Source organism: Variovorax paradoxus B4 (assembly GCF_000463015.1).
Taxonomy (GTDB): domain Bacteria; phylum Pseudomonadota; class Gammaproteobacteria; order Burkholderiales; family Burkholderiaceae_C; genus Variovorax; species Variovorax paradoxus_E.
In genome coordinates, this window is sequence record NC_022247.1 from 611,760 (window position 1) to 625,327 (window position 13,568).

At 69.0% G+C, this 13,568-nt stretch carries 14 protein-coding genes; 6 read left to right on the forward strand and 8 right to left on the reverse strand.

Features of this window, described 5'->3' with window-relative positions; genetic code table 11:
* Window positions 1-54: 54 nt before the first annotated feature.
* Complete coding sequence (locus VAPA_RS02825; RefSeq protein WP_021005258.1) at window positions 55-765, forward strand: DUF3053 domain-containing protein; 711 nt, start codon at window positions 55-57, stop codon at window positions 763-765.
* Here VAPA_RS02825 and thiL read toward each other — a convergent pair whose 3' ends face one another.
* Window positions 766-1,725: a thiamine-phosphate kinase gene (gene thiL, locus VAPA_RS02830; RefSeq protein WP_021005259.1), complete on the reverse strand. Its 960-nt coding sequence runs from the start codon at window positions 1,723-1,725 to the stop codon at window positions 766-768.
* Window positions 1,726-1,750: 25 nt separating this feature from the next.
* The gene (locus tag VAPA_RS02835; RefSeq protein ID WP_021005260.1) at window positions 1,751-2,380 is read right to left on the reverse strand and encodes an isochorismatase family protein; all 630 of its coding nucleotides are present in this window, start codon (window positions 2,378-2,380) and stop codon (window positions 1,751-1,753) included.
* A gap of 103 nt (window positions 2,381-2,483) precedes the next feature.
* Between VAPA_RS02835 and VAPA_RS02840 the strand changes: the two genes are divergently transcribed.
* Complete coding sequence (locus VAPA_RS02840) at window positions 2,484-3,461, forward strand: GlxA family transcriptional regulator (RefSeq protein WP_021005261.1); 978 nt, start codon at window positions 2,484-2,486, stop codon at window positions 3,459-3,461.
* Here VAPA_RS02840 and VAPA_RS02845 read toward each other — a convergent pair.
* The 4 genes from VAPA_RS02845 to apaG all read right to left on the reverse strand — a co-directional run bounded on the left by VAPA_RS02845 (window position 3,458) and on the right by apaG (window position 8,431).
* On the reverse strand, window positions 3,458-4,660 hold the full coding sequence (locus VAPA_RS02845) for a YbdK family carboxylate-amine ligase (protein WP_041945986.1): 1,203 nt from the start codon (window positions 4,658-4,660) through the stop codon (window positions 3,458-3,460). The two genes, VAPA_RS02840 and VAPA_RS02845, sit on opposite strands and share 4 nt — an antisense overlap.
* Window positions 4,657-5,928: a cation:proton antiporter gene (locus VAPA_RS02850; protein WP_021005263.1), complete on the reverse strand. Its 1,272-nt coding sequence runs from the start codon at window positions 5,926-5,928 to the stop codon at window positions 4,657-4,659. The genes VAPA_RS02845 and VAPA_RS02850 overlap by 4 nt, the downstream gene beginning before the upstream one ends.
* Window positions 5,925-7,895, reverse strand: coding sequence for a site-specific recombinase (locus VAPA_RS02855; RefSeq protein ID WP_021005264.1), 1,971 nt, complete (start codon window positions 7,893-7,895; stop codon window positions 5,925-5,927). Before VAPA_RS02855 ends, VAPA_RS02850 begins: the two co-directional genes overlap by 4 nt.
* A 140-nt stretch (window positions 7,896-8,035) precedes the next feature.
* Window positions 8,036-8,431: a Co2+/Mg2+ efflux protein ApaG gene (apaG, locus tag VAPA_RS02860; RefSeq protein ID WP_021005265.1), complete on the reverse strand. Its 396-nt coding sequence runs from the start codon at window positions 8,429-8,431 to the stop codon at window positions 8,036-8,038.
* A gap of 71 nt (window positions 8,432-8,502) precedes the next feature.
* Here apaG and rpe point away from each other — a divergent pair, with 71 nt between their 5' ends.
* Complete coding sequence (gene rpe, locus VAPA_RS02865; RefSeq protein WP_021005266.1) at window positions 8,503-9,198, forward strand: ribulose-phosphate 3-epimerase; 696 nt, start codon at window positions 8,503-8,505, stop codon at window positions 9,196-9,198.
* Window positions 9,199-9,211: 13 nt separating this feature from the next.
* On the opposite strand, the gene VAPA_RS02870 is transcribed toward rpe, so the two are convergent.
* Window positions 9,212-9,484 carry a hypothetical protein gene (locus tag VAPA_RS02870; protein ID WP_021005267.1) on the reverse strand — a complete coding sequence of 91 codons (273 nt, stop codon included), beginning with the start codon at window positions 9,482-9,484 and terminating at the stop codon, window positions 9,212-9,214.
* Between the two features lie 179 nt (window positions 9,485-9,663).
* Here VAPA_RS02870 and VAPA_RS02875 point away from each other — a divergent pair, with 179 nt between their 5' ends.
* The 3 genes from VAPA_RS02875 to ligD all read left to right on the forward strand — a co-directional run bounded on the left by VAPA_RS02875 (window position 9,664) and on the right by ligD (window position 12,676).
* The gene (locus VAPA_RS02875) at window positions 9,664-10,668 is read left to right on the forward strand and encodes a M14 family metallopeptidase (protein WP_051255294.1); all 1,005 of its coding nucleotides are present in this window, start codon (window positions 9,664-9,666) and stop codon (window positions 10,666-10,668) included.
* Between the two features lie 71 nt (window positions 10,669-10,739).
* On the forward strand, window positions 10,740-11,771 hold the full coding sequence (ku, locus tag VAPA_RS02880) for a non-homologous end joining protein Ku (RefSeq protein WP_021005269.1): 1,032 nt from the start codon (window positions 10,740-10,742) through the stop codon (window positions 11,769-11,771).
* 8 nt (window positions 11,772-11,779) lie between these two features.
* Window positions 11,780-12,676: a non-homologous end-joining DNA ligase gene (ligD, locus tag VAPA_RS02885; protein ID WP_021005270.1), complete on the forward strand. Its 897-nt coding sequence runs from the start codon at window positions 11,780-11,782 to the stop codon at window positions 12,674-12,676.
* Window positions 12,677-12,686: 10 nt separating this feature from the next.
* Here the strand turns inward: ligD and VAPA_RS02890 are convergent, their stop codons facing one another.
* Window positions 12,687-13,505: a transglutaminase-like domain-containing protein gene (locus VAPA_RS02890; RefSeq protein ID WP_021005271.1), complete on the reverse strand. Its 819-nt coding sequence runs from the start codon at window positions 13,503-13,505 to the stop codon at window positions 12,687-12,689.
* Window positions 13,506-13,568: the final 63 nt, after the last annotated feature.

Sequence of the window (13,568 nt, forward strand, 5' to 3'; positions counted from 1 at the left end):
GGCATCGGCCATCGTATGCTTGGCGGCCCATCCAAGCGCGAGAGCCTGCCCATCATGAAAAGAGCCGTGGTCCGTTTCAACGTGTTGTGGCTGTGCCTTGCGTTCAGCCTCCTGCTCGCGGCCTGCGGCAACAAGGAGGCCGAGCAGCGCACCGCCTTCATCGGCTTCCTGCAGGCCCGCGTGCTCAACAAGCCCGGCCTGCGCGTGCCCACGCCCACCGCCGACGAGAAGGCCTCCTTCGGCGACTATGCGCAGCACTATGCGGTGATTGCCGACTTCAACGAAGGCATGAACAAGTCGGTCAGCCAGCCGATGGGCCAGGTCATGGCCAAGGGCGCGCTGCGCTCGATTGCCGACCTGGCGTCGCGGCGCGACGACCTCAAGGCCGCCAAGGATGGCCTGGGCGGCCTGCGCACCGCGCTCGACCAGGAGCTGGCCAAGGCCGATGCCGCGCATGCGAAGCTCAAGCAGCCCGACGACCTGAAGCAGGTCTACGACAAGGCCTATGAGAAGACCGTCTCGGCACCGGCCGCCACCTTCAAGGAGGTGTTCCCGGCGCTCGATTCCGTGTTCGACGGCGCGCTCGCGGTCGGCGACTACCTCGAGCAGAACAAGTCGAAGATCCAGGTCTCGGGATCGTCGGTCACCGTAAGCGATCCGGCCGTGCAGGCGCAGCTCAACAAGATGCTGCAGGAACTCAATGGCCATTCGAAGGCCATCAATGCGGCACAAGCCAAGATGCAGGCGATGGTGCGCGGTTCCTGATCAGACGAAGTGGTCGAAGGAGCCGAAGCGCTGCGCAACCGGCGCGCCGCTGGCGTCCACGATGCGCAGGCCGGCTTCGGCATCGATGCGGCCGATGCGCGTCACGCGCGTGGCGCTTTCCTTGCCGGCCTGTTCGACCGCGGCGCGCGCCGCAGGCGGTGCGGTGAAGACCAGCTCGTAGTCGTCGCCGCCCGAGAGCGCGCAGGTGCGCAGGATCTCGGTGCCGAGACCGCAGGACGCGGCGGCGGCGATCACGCCCGTGGCCGCATCGGCATCGAGCGTGGCGCCCACCTTGCTCGACGCGAGGATGTGGCCCAGGTCGCCGACGAGGCCGTCGCTCACGTCCACCGCCGAGGAAGCCTTGCCTCGCAGCGCCTGGCCCAGCGCCACGCGCGGCGCGGGCTGCTCCATGCGCCTGCGCGCCTGCGCGAACACATCGGCAGGCAGTTCGAGCGTGCCGCGGAACGCTTCGAGCGCGAGCCGTGCGTCGCCGAGCGTGCCGCTGACCCAGATGTCGTCGCCGGCGTGCGCGCCCGAGCGCAGCAGCGCCGCGCCGGCCGGCACTTCGCCGAACACCGTGATGCAGATGTTGAGCGGGCCGCGCGTGGTGTCGCCGCCCACGAGCTCGCAGCCGTGTTCGTCGGCCAGCGCGAACAGGCCGCGCGAAAAGGCTTCGAGCCAGGGCTCGTCGACACCGGGCATCGCCAGCGCGAGCGTGAAGGCCAGCGGCTTCGCACCGCAGGCCGCCAGGTCGCTGAGGTTCACCGCCAGCGCCTTGTGGCCGAGCCGCGCCGGATCGACGGTCGAGAGAAAGTGTCGGCCTTCGACCAGCATGTCGCAGGACACGGCAAGCTGCATGCCGGGCGCGGGCGCGAGCAATGCGCAGTCGTCGCCCACGCCGAGCGGGGAGCGCTTGGCGGGGCGCTGGAAGTAGCGTGTGATCAGGTCGAATTCACCCATGGGGCGAGCATAAGCGCTGAACCGCTCACCCCCGCGCGCGCCGGTTCGACATCAGCACGTTGTCCTTCTCGATCGCCTGGCCGGCCTGCAGGGCGGCAATCCATGCCTCGGTGCTCGCGACGGCCGCGAAATTGCTGTGGAACACGACGCTGAAGACGCGGTGGATTTCCTCGGCGCTGACCTGCCCGGCCGCATTCGAGTAGGGCAGCGCGCCGCTCGCGTCCGACAGGAACTCCACGTTGAGGCCGCGGTGCATGGCCTCGAACACGGTGGACGCATCGCAGTTCTGGGTCATGTAGCCCACCACGCTGAGCGTGTCGATCTGGTGGCGCGCGATCCAGTCGGCAAAGTCGGTGCCGGTGAACACGCTCGGGAAGGTCTTGGTGACCAGGTGGTCGCGCGGCCGCTTGGCAATTTCCGGATGCAGCTGGCCGTTGTGCGCGTCGGCCTGGAACACCGGCGCGCCCTTGGGGGCGTGATGCTGCACCACGACCACCGGCGTGCCGGCCGCGCGGGCGGCGTCCATGGCCTGCGCGATCTTCGGCAGCGAGCTTTCGACCGGCGGGTACTCGATGGGCAGTCCGCCGCCTTCGAAGTATTCGTTCTGCACGTCGATCACGACGAGGGCGCGGCGCGGTGCGGGGTGGTTGCTCATGGTGGGTGGCTCCGTGTTGCAAGTGGTTGGGATGGCGCGATTGTTCGCGCTGGAGCCTTCGGGAGAAAGTGGCCCGAAAGCCATTCATCGATAAAATCGGGCCATGGCTCGAAAAACCGCGGAAACCATCGCCGTCGTCGCCTTCGACGGCATCAGCCCCTTTCACCTGTCGGTGCCGTGCATGGTCTTCGGCGAAGACCGCACGGAAGCGGGCGACTCGCGTTTTCGCCTGCTGGTGTGCGGCACCGAGCCGGGCCCGATGCACACCAATGCGGGCTTCACGCTCGTGGTGCCGCACGGGCTCGAGGCGATACGGCGGGCGCAGATCGTGGTCGTGCCCTCATGGCGCGACGACGGCCGGCTCGCACCGCCGGCGCTGATCCGCGCGCTGCAGGCGGCGCACCGCCGCGGCGCCATCGTGGTCGGGCTGTGCCTGGGCGCCTTCGTGCTGGCCGAGGCGGGCCTGCTCGACGGCCGCCCGGCCACCACGCACTGGCACCTGGCCGAAGCCTTTGCCAGGCAATATCCGAAGGTCCGGCTGCAGCCCGAGGTGCTGTACGTCGACGACGGCGACGTGCTCACCTCGGCCGGCACGGCCGCGGGCATCGACTGCTGCCTTCACCTGCTGCGCGTGCGCCATGGCGCCGAGGCGGCGAACCGTGCGGCGCGGCGCATGGTCGTGGCGCCGCACCGGCAGGGCGGGCAGGCGCAGTACATCCGCCAGCCGATGCCCGCCGCGGCCGAGAGTGACCGCCTCGCGCCGCTGCTCGAATGGCTGGGGCGCCACCTCCAGAGTCCGCATGAGCTCGACAGCCTCGCGCGGCGCGCACTGATGAGCCGGCGCACCTTCACACGGCGCTTTCGCGAAGCCACCGGCACCACCGTCGGCCAATGGCTGCAGAACCAACGGCTTGCGCTCGCCCAGCGGCTGCTGGAGACCACCGACCGGCCGGTGGAACGCGTGGCCACCGACGTGGGCTTCGGCTCGGCGGTGTCGCTGCGAAAGCACTTCGCGGCGGCGTTCAAGGTGTCGCCCACGGCCTACCGCAGGCAGTTCTCGCAGGAGGCCGTGGCTTCCTAGGCCCCGCCGCCGCGGAAGCGCAGCGCCGCCTGCCGCACCACCTCGGCCAAGAGGCGCTCCTTGCCCTGCTTCTCGCGCAGCCAGCGCGCATCGTTGCGGTTGGCTTCCACGCTGGTGCGCAGCTCGCCGAGCGCCTGCGTGGCGTTGAGCGCCTCGCTGTGCCATTCGAGCTGCGTCATGGTCATGAGGATGTGGTCGCGCAGCGGCATGTGCTGGCCGCTGGCCGGGTCCACGTACACCGCGTCGAGCCCGAAGCGGCAGGCCTGGAAGCGGTTGTAGGTGTAGACGAGGTAGTCGTCCTCGGTCGGCTCGAAGGGCTGCTCCTGCAGGAACCACGCGGCCAGCGACTGCACGTAGCCCGCGAGCGCGGCCGCGCGCTCGACGGTGAGCGGCGTGTCGAACACGCGGATCTCGATGGTGCCGAACTCGGGCTTGGGCCGGATGTCCCAATAGAAGTCCTTCATGCTGCGCACGACGCCGGTGCGGGTCATGCGCTCGAAGTACGCTTCGAACTCCTTCCAGCTCAGCGTGAACGGTGCGCGGCCCGAGAGCGGAAACGCGAACACCGAGTTGAGCCGGGCCGAGTCGAACTGCGTGTCCTGCCCCTGCACGAACGGCGACGAGGCCGACAGCGCAATGAAGTGCGGGATGTAGCGCGACATGCGGTGCAGCATCAGGAGCGCCGAGTCGGCATCGGGGCAGCCGATGTGCACGTGCTGGCCGAAGATGGTGAACTGCTTGCTCAGGTAGCCGTACAGCTCGGACAGCTCGCGAAAGCGCGGCTTGTCGTAGATGCGCCGCTCGTGCCACTGCTGGAAGGCATGCGTGCCGCCGCCCACCACCGCGATGTTGAGCTTGTCGGCGTTCCTGATCAGCGCCTCGCGGATCGGCGAGAGCTGCGTGATCACGTCCTGCGCCGAATGGCAGATGTCGGTGGAGATCTCGATCATGCTCGAGGTCATCTCGGGCACCACGCTGCCGGGCAGCGGCGTCTGCGCCATCAGCCGCAGCATGTCTTCCGCATAGGGCGCCAGGTCGTAATCGTGCGTGTTGACGAGCTGCAGCTCGAGCTCCACGCCGAGCGACAGTGCTTCGGAGCGGTTGAAGGGTTCGAGCTTGACCACGCGGCTCGCGGGGTCCGCGGGCAGCGCGGCGGAGCGGAAGTCGTCGCTGTCGGGCAAAGGCATGGCCGTGGTCATCGCTGCGTGTCCTCCGTGGTGCTGAAGGCCTGGGGCGTCCAGGGCACCGAGCTTTCGCCCACCGCGTGGATGGCCACGGTGGCGAGCACGGCGCCCATCACTTCCATCAGGAGAATCGAGGGCAGGGCCACCTGCGTGATCATGGTGCCGAGCAGCGGCGACGCGGTGGTGAAATTCGAGGCGATGAGCAGCGCGATCGACGACAGCGGCGACATCGCGCAGCCCACCCAGAAGGCCTGGTTCCAGCTCGCGCCGCTGCCCGGGTTGGCAATGGCCACGCCGGCGATCTTGGCGAACAGGCGGATGCCGATCACCGCCAGCACCACGCTGGCCACCGGCAGCGTCCAGTCGGCCTGCGCCGCCACGATGGACACCAGCACGAACATCAGCATGGTGAGCAGCGACGAGGCCGTGCCGAGCTGCCGCTGCCAGGCCCAGGGCTTGGGGTTCAGCGTCTTGAGCAGCACCCCGCCGATCAGCGCGGCCAGCGGCGCGGAGCCGCCGACGTGGGCCGTGAGGGCGCTGGCGGCCGCAATGAGCGCGAGCAGCAGGATCGAGGTGTTCTCACTCGTCGGGCTCATGAAGCGCAGCGCCGTGCGCAGCGCCAGCGCGAGGATGGCGCCGACGACGAACGACAGGCCGAGCACCACCGCCACCGGATAGAGCTTCTGCAGCAGCGTCTGCGGCGCCCGCTCGATCAGGCCGGCCTGCGCATAGCCGAGCGTCAGCGCGTAGAAGGTGTTGAGCGTGGCCAGCGTCATCGCGCGCTCGGTCACAGGCCCCGAGGCGCGGGTGTCGATGATCACGCGGCTCAGCACCGCCGGCGAGGCGACGATGGCCATCAGCGCAATCGGGTTGGCCACCGGATCGGGCAGGCCCAGCAGCTGCAGCATCCAGAACACGCCGAAGTAGGTGAGCGTGGCCTCGAGCAGGCTCTGCACCAGCACCATCGGGTTGTGGCGGAACCAGCGCAGCGGCAGCCGGCCGCCGGCTTCGAACAGCACCACGGCCGCGCCGAGCTCCAGCAGGAACAGGCTGATGCCGCGCAGCGGCCAGATCGCGCCTTCGAAACCGGCCAGGCCGGCCACCGCGCCGACCATCGAATAGCCCACCACCTTGGGCAGGCCCAGGTAGCGCTGCACCAGGTGGCCCGAGGCCGCCGCCGCGGCCAGCAGCAGCGACCACAGCACGGTGGGCAGGCCGGCCGAAGGGCGCAGCCACTCGGACCAGAAGCCCAGCAGATCGTTGATGAGATTCGTCAAATTCATGCAGGTAGAAAGAAACTGATGGGCCGGCTGCGCCAGCGCGCCCAGATGGCGCTGCGGATGCGTGCGCGGTCACCCAGGCTGACGCTGTGCGCGCGCAGCGCCAGCCGGAATGCGAAATAGAAACTCACGCTCACATTGAGCGCGCCGATCACCGGGATGGCCGCCACCGCCCACCACAGCGCGGGCTGCTGGAGCACCGCCACGCCCATGGAGGCCGCGGCCGCCGCGATCTGCCCGGCCGACAGTGTCACGTGGCGCATGTCCAGCCCGAGCCCGAAGAAACCCGCGAATGCGGGCAGCAGTCCGAGCATGAGCCCGAGCGAGATGTTGGAGGCAAAGCCCGATATGTGCGTGCGCATGAAGGTGGCCCAGCGGCGGGCGCGGGCGGCACCCAGAAAAGCGCCGATGCGAGGGTTGTAACGCATGGCGGAGTCCAGCCGATGCAGGACAAAGGCGTTTTCTGTCCAGCCCGCGACGATGCTGGCCGCGAACAGCAGCACGCCGGTCATGGCCGCGAAGAGCGCGGTCGGGCCCAGCAGTGAGAGCGATTGCAGCGTGGCCGCGGCATGCGCCGCGTCCAGCAGCGGCCGGCCGAGCGCGAACTGCACCAGGAGGGCGAGCGCCAGCATCGCGGGCACCACCAGGCCCACGTTGCCCAGCACGGCCGCCACCTGCGAACGCACCAGATTGGCCACTTCGTCGACGAAATCGGCCACCGCGGCATCGGTCTTGATGTCGCGCAGCCGCGCCGCCATGGCCGGCGCCGTCATCGCGGGCTGCTTGGTGGCCAGCGTCAGGTGCAGCAGCTGGATCGCGACAAAGCTCGCGGCATACATCAGGCCCGACCAGAGCCCGCTCCAGAAGGCCGACAGGGCGAGCGCATAGATGCCGAACTTGAGCAGCACCGTCAGCGCGGTGAGCGCGCCGCCGCCGGCGGCCTTGCGCACCATCTGCAGGTAGCTGGCGCGGTCGCGCGTGATGTAGTGCTCGCCGGTCTCGGCGCTGCGCTCGGTCACCTTGGCCGCGAGCATCGAGGAGTTCGACGCGATCAGCGCGCGGATGCTGTTGCGCTCGCCGCCGGCCAGCACCAGCCGGCCCACCAGCCGCGCCACGCTGGGCGCGGGCGTGGGCGAGATCAGGCAGTCGAGCAGCTCGCGGATGCGCAGCACCCGCTCGCGCAGCTGGCGCAGCCGGAACACCAGGCCGACCGAGATGCCGTTGTCCTCCAGGTGCGTGTAGACCGAGGAGGCGCTGGCGCGGCAGGCGTCGAGCCGGTCGCGGAAGGCCACGAACGCGGCCTGCAGCGCGTCGTCGTCCCGAGGGGTGCGGAACATCTGCTCGCGCAGCTCGTCGAGGTCGGACATCAGCGCATGGAAGGCGCGGCGTTCACTGGCGGCGCTCATCCTGAGCCGCAATTCGGGCGAGAAGCCGGCCGCCACCACCTGGCTGCTGCAGTAGGTGACGGCGTCCATCACGGTGTGGCGCCAGCGCGGGGCGCCGTCGTCGTCGAGCGCGGCGTCGGCCAGCAGGGCGCCGATGCGTGCGAGCTGTGTGTCGTCCAGCAGCGCGATCCAGCCCGCGTCGAACACGCCGGGCAGCACCATGCGAAAGAGATCCGAGGCGTCGGTGGTCTCAGGCGTGCCGGGCAGGATCTTGCGGCGCAGCCGTTCGGTGAGCTCGCTCACGAAGGCGGTGCGCGGCGCAAAGCCGTAGTCCGCCAGCAGCGCGGTCAGATCGACCGCCTGCGTGAAGGCGCGCCACCACGCGCGCAGGCGCTCGCGCAGCTCGGGCCGAGCCTCGATCGCGCCGAGCAGCAGCGACACGCGCCCCACCGCGGCCTGCGGCGATGCACGGTCGCCGCGCAGCCAGTCGAAGACGTCGATCAGCCAGATGTGGCGCTGCGCCACATCCGCCGTCGGATCAAGCCGGGCCAGCAGCCCCTGCAGGTCAAGCGATGCAGCAGCCATAAAAAAGTAAAGAAATCAGATACCAGAAACACCGCGGAACCGGCTTTGCCGGGCCTCCGGTGTTGCCCCCGGCGAGGGGGAAGGAGAAGCGACACGAAGTGCGCGAAGCCTGGGGGCGTACCCAGTTCACTGGGGGAGTGCTAGTGCAATACCCGTGAAACGGGTGCTCCGCCGATGTCCGCCTCCAGCACGAACATCGGAATCGGCACGTCGAAGCGCTCGCCGTCCTCGGTCACCATGAAGTAGCTGCCATGCATGGTGCCGCTGGGCGCCTGCAGGCGGCAGCCGCTGGTGTAGCGGAACGATTCGCCGGGCGCCAGCAGTGGCTGCTGGCCGATCACGCCCAGGCCCCTGACCTCCTGCGCATGGCCCGAGGCGTCGTTGATGAGCCAGTGGCGGGCGATGAGCTGGGCGCTCGTCTCGCCCTCGTTGGTCACGGTGACGGTATAGGCAAAGGTGTAGATCTTGTCCTTGGGCGAGGACTGGTCCGCGAGATAGCGCGGCTCGACCTGGACACGGATGGGGCTGTGTGACATGCGCGCGATGGTAACTGGAGCCTTCCCTTGCACTGCTTTCCGGGTTTTCCGCCGGCTGCGACAATCGGCGCATGAACACGCCGTTCCGCATCGCCCCCTCCATTCTTTCGGCCGATTTCGCCCATCTGGGCGACGAGCTGGCCAAGGTCATCGCCGCCGGCGCCGACTGGATCCATTTCGACGTGATGGACAACCATTACGTGCCCAACCTGACCTTCGGCCCGATGATCTGCAAGGCCCTCAAGCCCTACGCCAGGACGGCCGACGGCGAGCCGGTGCCGATCGACGTGCACCTGATGATCCAGCCGGTCGACGCGCTGGCCGCGTCTTTCGCGGAAGCGGGCGCCGACTACATCAGCTTCCACCCCGATGCCTCGCCGCACGTGAACCGCAGCATCCAGGCCATCAAGGGCGCGGGCTGCAAGGCGGGGCTGGTGTTCAATCCGGGGCTGGGCCTGGAAGCGCTCGACTGGGCCATCGACGACATCGACCTGATCCTGATCATGTCCGTGAACCCCGGCTTCGGCGGGCAGAGCTTCATCGATTCGGCACTGCGCAAGATCGAGCTCGCGCGCAAGCGCATCGAGCAGAGCGGGCGTGACATCCGCCTGGAAGTGGACGGCGGCATCAAGGCCGACAACATCGCGCGCGTCGCTTCCGCCGGCGCCGACACCTTCGTGGCGGGCAGCGCGATCTTCAACGCCAAGGACTACGCGGCGGTGATCTCGTCCATGCGCGAGCAGCTCGCAGGCGTGGGCGGCAAATAATAGAAATCCCGGGTCAGGGCTTGACCTTGTCGTTGTAGACGCGGTCCGCCACCGGTCCGCGGTCGGTGTCCACGCTGCCGCGCTCGATGTCCTCGTAGCTCTTGCGGCCCACCTCGGACGGCTGTCCGTCCTGCGCTTCCTGGCTGTCGGAAGACTGGTCGTGCTCGTGCGGCAGGCGCGGCGCCGAATCGCCGCCCTGTTCGATCTTGGTGTTGCCGCCGCCGGCGTCCCGCAGCGGATCGCTCGGATCGACCGGAGCCTTGGTACGGCGCTTGGTGCTGCTCATGGCGCTGTTCCTTCACGGTGTCTTTCTGTGGGGTGAGCCTGCATGGCGCGCCGGCCGCGGCCGGTAGGACAGGCCCGGCATGCCCTGTAGGCACGGCACGCCGGGCCGCGCTCGATGCGCTGCTATGAAACGAGTAGCGGCTTTGCGTGCAGGGGAAGGCCTCCGCAATAATCGCCGGGATGTCCTCCGATCCATTTGCCGCCACCGTGACCGACAGCCTGCGCATCCACACCTTCGCCGCGCTGGAGCCCGGCCCGCGGCTGCTCGTGCTGGGCGGGGTGCATGGCGACGAGACCTGCGGCACCGCGGGCATCGAGCGCGTGCTGGCCGAACTCGATGGCGGCACCTTCCGGCTGCGGCGCGGGCAGCTCACCCTGGTGCCGGTCGCCAATCCGATGGCGCGGCGGCGCCTGCAGCGCGAGGGCGAGCGCAACCTCAACCGCCTGTTCAGGCCCAGCGCGGAGCCCGCGGACTACGAAGACCGGGTCACCAACGTGCTGTGCCCGCTGATCGAGCGGCACGACGTGCTGCTCGACCTGCATTCCTTCCAGAGCGAGGGCGAGGCCTTCGCGATGATCGGCCCGCGGGACAACACCGGTACGCTGGAGCCCTTCGCGCGCGCCAGCGAGGAGGGGCTGCTTGCGCTGCACCTGGGCACGCCCATCGTGGTGGAGGGCTGGCTCGACATCTACGCCGCCGGGCTCGCGCAGCGTTCCGCCGGCATCGCGGTCGGCGACGATGCGATCGACTTCGGCCGCGGCACCAACGAATACATCCGCAATTGCGGCGGCTACGGCGTCACGCTCGAATGCGGCCAGCACCGGGACCCGAAGGCGCCCGAGGTGGCGTGGCGCGCCATCCGGCGCGCGCTCGCGCTGCTCGGCATGGCGGCGTTGCCCCAGGGGTTGGTGGCGGAGCCGCCCAGCCCGCCCCAACTGCTGCGCCTGGCGAGCGTGACGGACCGGCAGCACGAGGACGACAGCTTCGTGCGCGACTGGGCCACCTTCGATGCGGTGCAGCGCGGCGAACCGATCGGCATGCGCCACGACGGCACGCTGGTGAGCGCGCCGGGCGACGGGTTCATCGTCTTTCCCAACGCGCTGGCGCTGCCCGGCGCCGAATGGTTCTACTTCGCGCATCCGAGCGAACGCGTGCTCGGGCCCCCGGTCGCCAGCGCCGCCTGAGCCTACGGCAGGCGCCGCCGCGTTCCTACATCGCACACCGGCGCGGGGCGCAGAGTTTCGAGGCTGAAGGAGTGTGTCCATGGCAGTCTCGAAAAAAAGCCCCCGCGCCGCGCGTCCTGTGGAAGGGCGCGATCAGCTTCGGCCTCGTCCACATCCCGGTGGCGCTCTACTCGGCCACCACCGACCACGGCATCGACTTCGACTGGCTCGACAAGCGCACGATGGACCCGGTGGGCTACAAGCGCATCAACAAGAAGACCGGCAAGGAAATTGCGCGCGAGAACATCGTCAAGGGCATCGCGTACGAAGACGGCGAATACGTGGTGCTGAGCGACAAGGAAATTGCCGACGCGTATCCCAAGACCACGCAGACCATCGAGATCGAGAGCTTCGTGCCCGCCAACGGCATTCCGTTCGTCTATCTCGAGCGCCCCTACTACGTGGCGCCCATCAACCGCGGCGCCAAGGTGTATGCGCTGCTGCGCGAGACGCTGCAGCGCAGCCGGCGCATCGGCGTGGCGCGCGTGGTGATCCAGACCAAGCAGCATCTCGCCGCGCTCGTGCCCGTGGGCCCGGGGCTGGTGCTGAACCTGCTGCGCTGGGGCGCCGACATCCGGCCCTGGACCGAGCTCCCGCTGCCTTCCGAGGATGCGAAGAAAGCGGGCCTGAACGAGCGCGAGATCAAGATGGCCGAGCAGCTGGTCGAGGACATGAGCGCCGACTGGGACCCGGACGACTACAAGGACGAGTTCAAGGACGAGATCCTGCGGCTCGTCGACCGCAAGGTGGCCGCAGGCCAGACCGAGACCGTGACGCAGCCCGAGCCCGAAGAGGGCCAGGCCGTCGAAAGCCGCGGCGCGAAGATCATCGACCTCACCGAGCTGCTGCAGCGCAGCCTGCGCAAGGGCGGTGTCGGCGGCAAGGCGGCCGCGGCCGGCAAGGCCGATGAAGACCCAGAGGAGGCGCAGGAAGAGGCGCCCGCAAGAACCAAGTCCAAGGCCAAGCCCAGGGCCCATGGCAAGAGCGCCGCAAAAAGCAGCAGCAGCACCGCACGCAAGCGCACCGCGGCCAAGGCCGCCACCGCCCGGCGCCGCGCGGCATGAGCGATCGAATGAGCACGCGGAAGAAGGCACTGCGCATCACCCACGCGGAGCGCGTGATCGACGCCGCCAGCGGCATCACCAAGGGCGAACTCGCGGCCTACTACGCTTCGGTTGCGCCGCTGATCCTGTCGCATCTCGCGGGGCGGCCCGTGGCGCTGGTGCGCGCGCCTGACGGCGTGGGCGGCGAGCTGTTCTTCCAGAAGCATGCGCAGCACAGCGAGATCGCAGGCATCAAGCTGCTCGATCCAGCGCTCGACCCGGGGCACGATCCGCTGCTGCAGATCGACACCGCCGAGGCGCTGCTCGGTGCGGCGCAGTTCAACACCATCGAGCTGCACACCTGGAACGCCACCTCGCGCGCCATCGGCAAGCCCGACCGCATGACCTTCGACCTCGACCCCGGCGAGGGCATCGACTGGCAGCTGATGAAGGAGGCCGCGCTGCTGGTGCACGTGCTGCTCGACGAGCTCGGCCTGCCTTCGTTCCTGAAGACCAGCGGCGGCAAGGGACTGCACGTGGTGGTGCCGCTTCGGCGCCAGTTCGGCTGGGACGAGGTGCGCGGCTTCTCGCGGGCCATCGTCGAGCACCTGGCGCGCACCGTTCCGGCGCGCTTCGTGGCCAAGAGCGGGCCGCGCAACCGCGTGGGCAGGATCTTTGCGGACTATCTTCGCAACGGCTTCGGCGCCACCACGGTCAGCGCGTGGTCGGCGCGCGCCCGGCCGGGCATGGGCGTGTCGGTGCCGCTGGCGTGGGAAGAGCTGCCCGACCTGGACAGCGCCGCCCACTGGACGGTGGCCAACATCGCCGGGCGCCTTGCCATCGGCAACACGCCCTGGGACGCGATGGAGCGCAGCCGCACGGGTCTTCGCGCCGCCATGGAGATGCTCGGCTATCTGCCTGCGTGAGGCCCCGGCCCTACTGCGGCACTTCCTCGGTCGTGACTTCGAAGCGCTTCAGCGAGTTGGCGCCGAACACCATGGTGATCGGCACGTCGGCCGCGTCGCGCCCGCGCGCAATCACGATGCGGCCGATGCGCGGCACGTTGTGGCGCGCGTCGAAGGTGTACCAGCGCTCTCCCAGGTACACCTCGAACCAGGCGCTGAAGTCCATCGGAGAGGGCACGGGCGGAATGCCGATGTCGCCGAGATAGCCGGTGGCGTAGCGCGCGGGAATGTTCATGCAGCGGCACAGCGTGATGGCCAGGTGGGCGAAGTCCCGGCAGACGCCCGTGCGTTCGCGGAATCCCTCCAGCGCCGTGCGCGTGGCGCGCGCGCTCTGGTAGTCGAAGCGCAGGTGCTCGTGCACGAAATCGCAGATGGACTGCACGCGGTGCCAGCCCGGTGCCACGTTGGCGAAATTGCTCCAGGCGAACGCGAGCAGTTCGCTGTCGACCTCGCAGTAGCGGCTCGGCAGCAGGAAGGGCAGCGTGGACACCGGCAGGTCCGCCGCCGCGTGCTCGACCGCGCCGTAGTCCACCGGATCGGCCCAGCCCGGGTCGAACACCACCGCGTGGTTGCGCAGCCGCACGCTCTGCACGCCCGCGGGAATCCGCACGCGCGCGCAATGGTTGTCGAAGCCGTCCATGTAGTAGTCGGTATGCAGCGGCGGCGTGAGGGTGACGTGCTCGCCGTCCTGCAGGTCCGCTGCGCGCGAAGGGTGGACATGCAGCATGTAGACCAGTGCGGTGGGCGCCGTGACGGCGAGTTCGATGTCGAAACCGATCTTGATCTGCATGTTCTTTCTTTCTTCCCTGTGTAAATGGCGTCGGTCCACAAATGCCCAAGCAGGCTTCGTGCC

Coding starts and splice junctions, on each gene's coding strand:
- VAPA_RS02840 (WP_021005261.1), top strand. CDS start 2,484: ATGGCTCGAAAAACCGCGGAAACCATCGCCGTCGTCGCCTTCGACGGC.
- VAPA_RS02890 (WP_021005271.1), bottom strand. CDS start 13,505: ATGCAGATCAAGATCGGTTTCGACATCGAACTCGCCGTCACGGCGCCC.
- ligD (WP_021005270.1), top strand. CDS start 11,780: ATGAGCACGCGGAAGAAGGCACTGCGCATCACCCACGCGGAGCGCGTG.
- VAPA_RS02855 (WP_021005264.1), bottom strand. CDS start 7,895: ATGGCTGCTGCATCGCTTGACCTGCAGGGGCTGCTGGCCCGGCTTGAT.
- rpe (WP_021005266.1), top strand. CDS start 8,503: ATGAACACGCCGTTCCGCATCGCCCCCTCCATTCTTTCGGCCGATTTC.
- VAPA_RS02850 (WP_021005263.1), bottom strand. CDS start 5,928: ATGAATTTGACGAATCTCATCAACGATCTGCTGGGCTTCTGGTCCGAG.
- apaG (WP_021005265.1), bottom strand. CDS start 8,431: ATGTCACACAGCCCCATCCGTGTCCAGGTCGAGCCGCGCTATCTCGCG.
- VAPA_RS02845 (WP_041945986.1), bottom strand. CDS start 4,660: ATGACCACGGCCATGCCTTTGCCCGACAGCGACGACTTCCGCTCCGCC.
- VAPA_RS02835 (WP_021005260.1), bottom strand. CDS start 2,380: ATGAGCAACCACCCCGCACCGCGCCGCGCCCTCGTCGTGATCGACGTG.
- VAPA_RS02870 (WP_021005267.1), bottom strand. CDS start 9,484: ATGAGCAGCACCAAGCGCCGTACCAAGGCTCCGGTCGATCCGAGCGAT.
- thiL (WP_021005259.1), bottom strand. CDS start 1,725: ATGGGTGAATTCGACCTGATCACACGCTACTTCCAGCGCCCCGCCAAG.
- VAPA_RS02825 (WP_021005258.1), top strand. CDS start 55: ATGAAAAGAGCCGTGGTCCGTTTCAACGTGTTGTGGCTGTGCCTTGCG.
- VAPA_RS02875 (WP_051255294.1), top strand. CDS start 9,664: ATGTCCTCCGATCCATTTGCCGCCACCGTGACCGACAGCCTGCGCATC.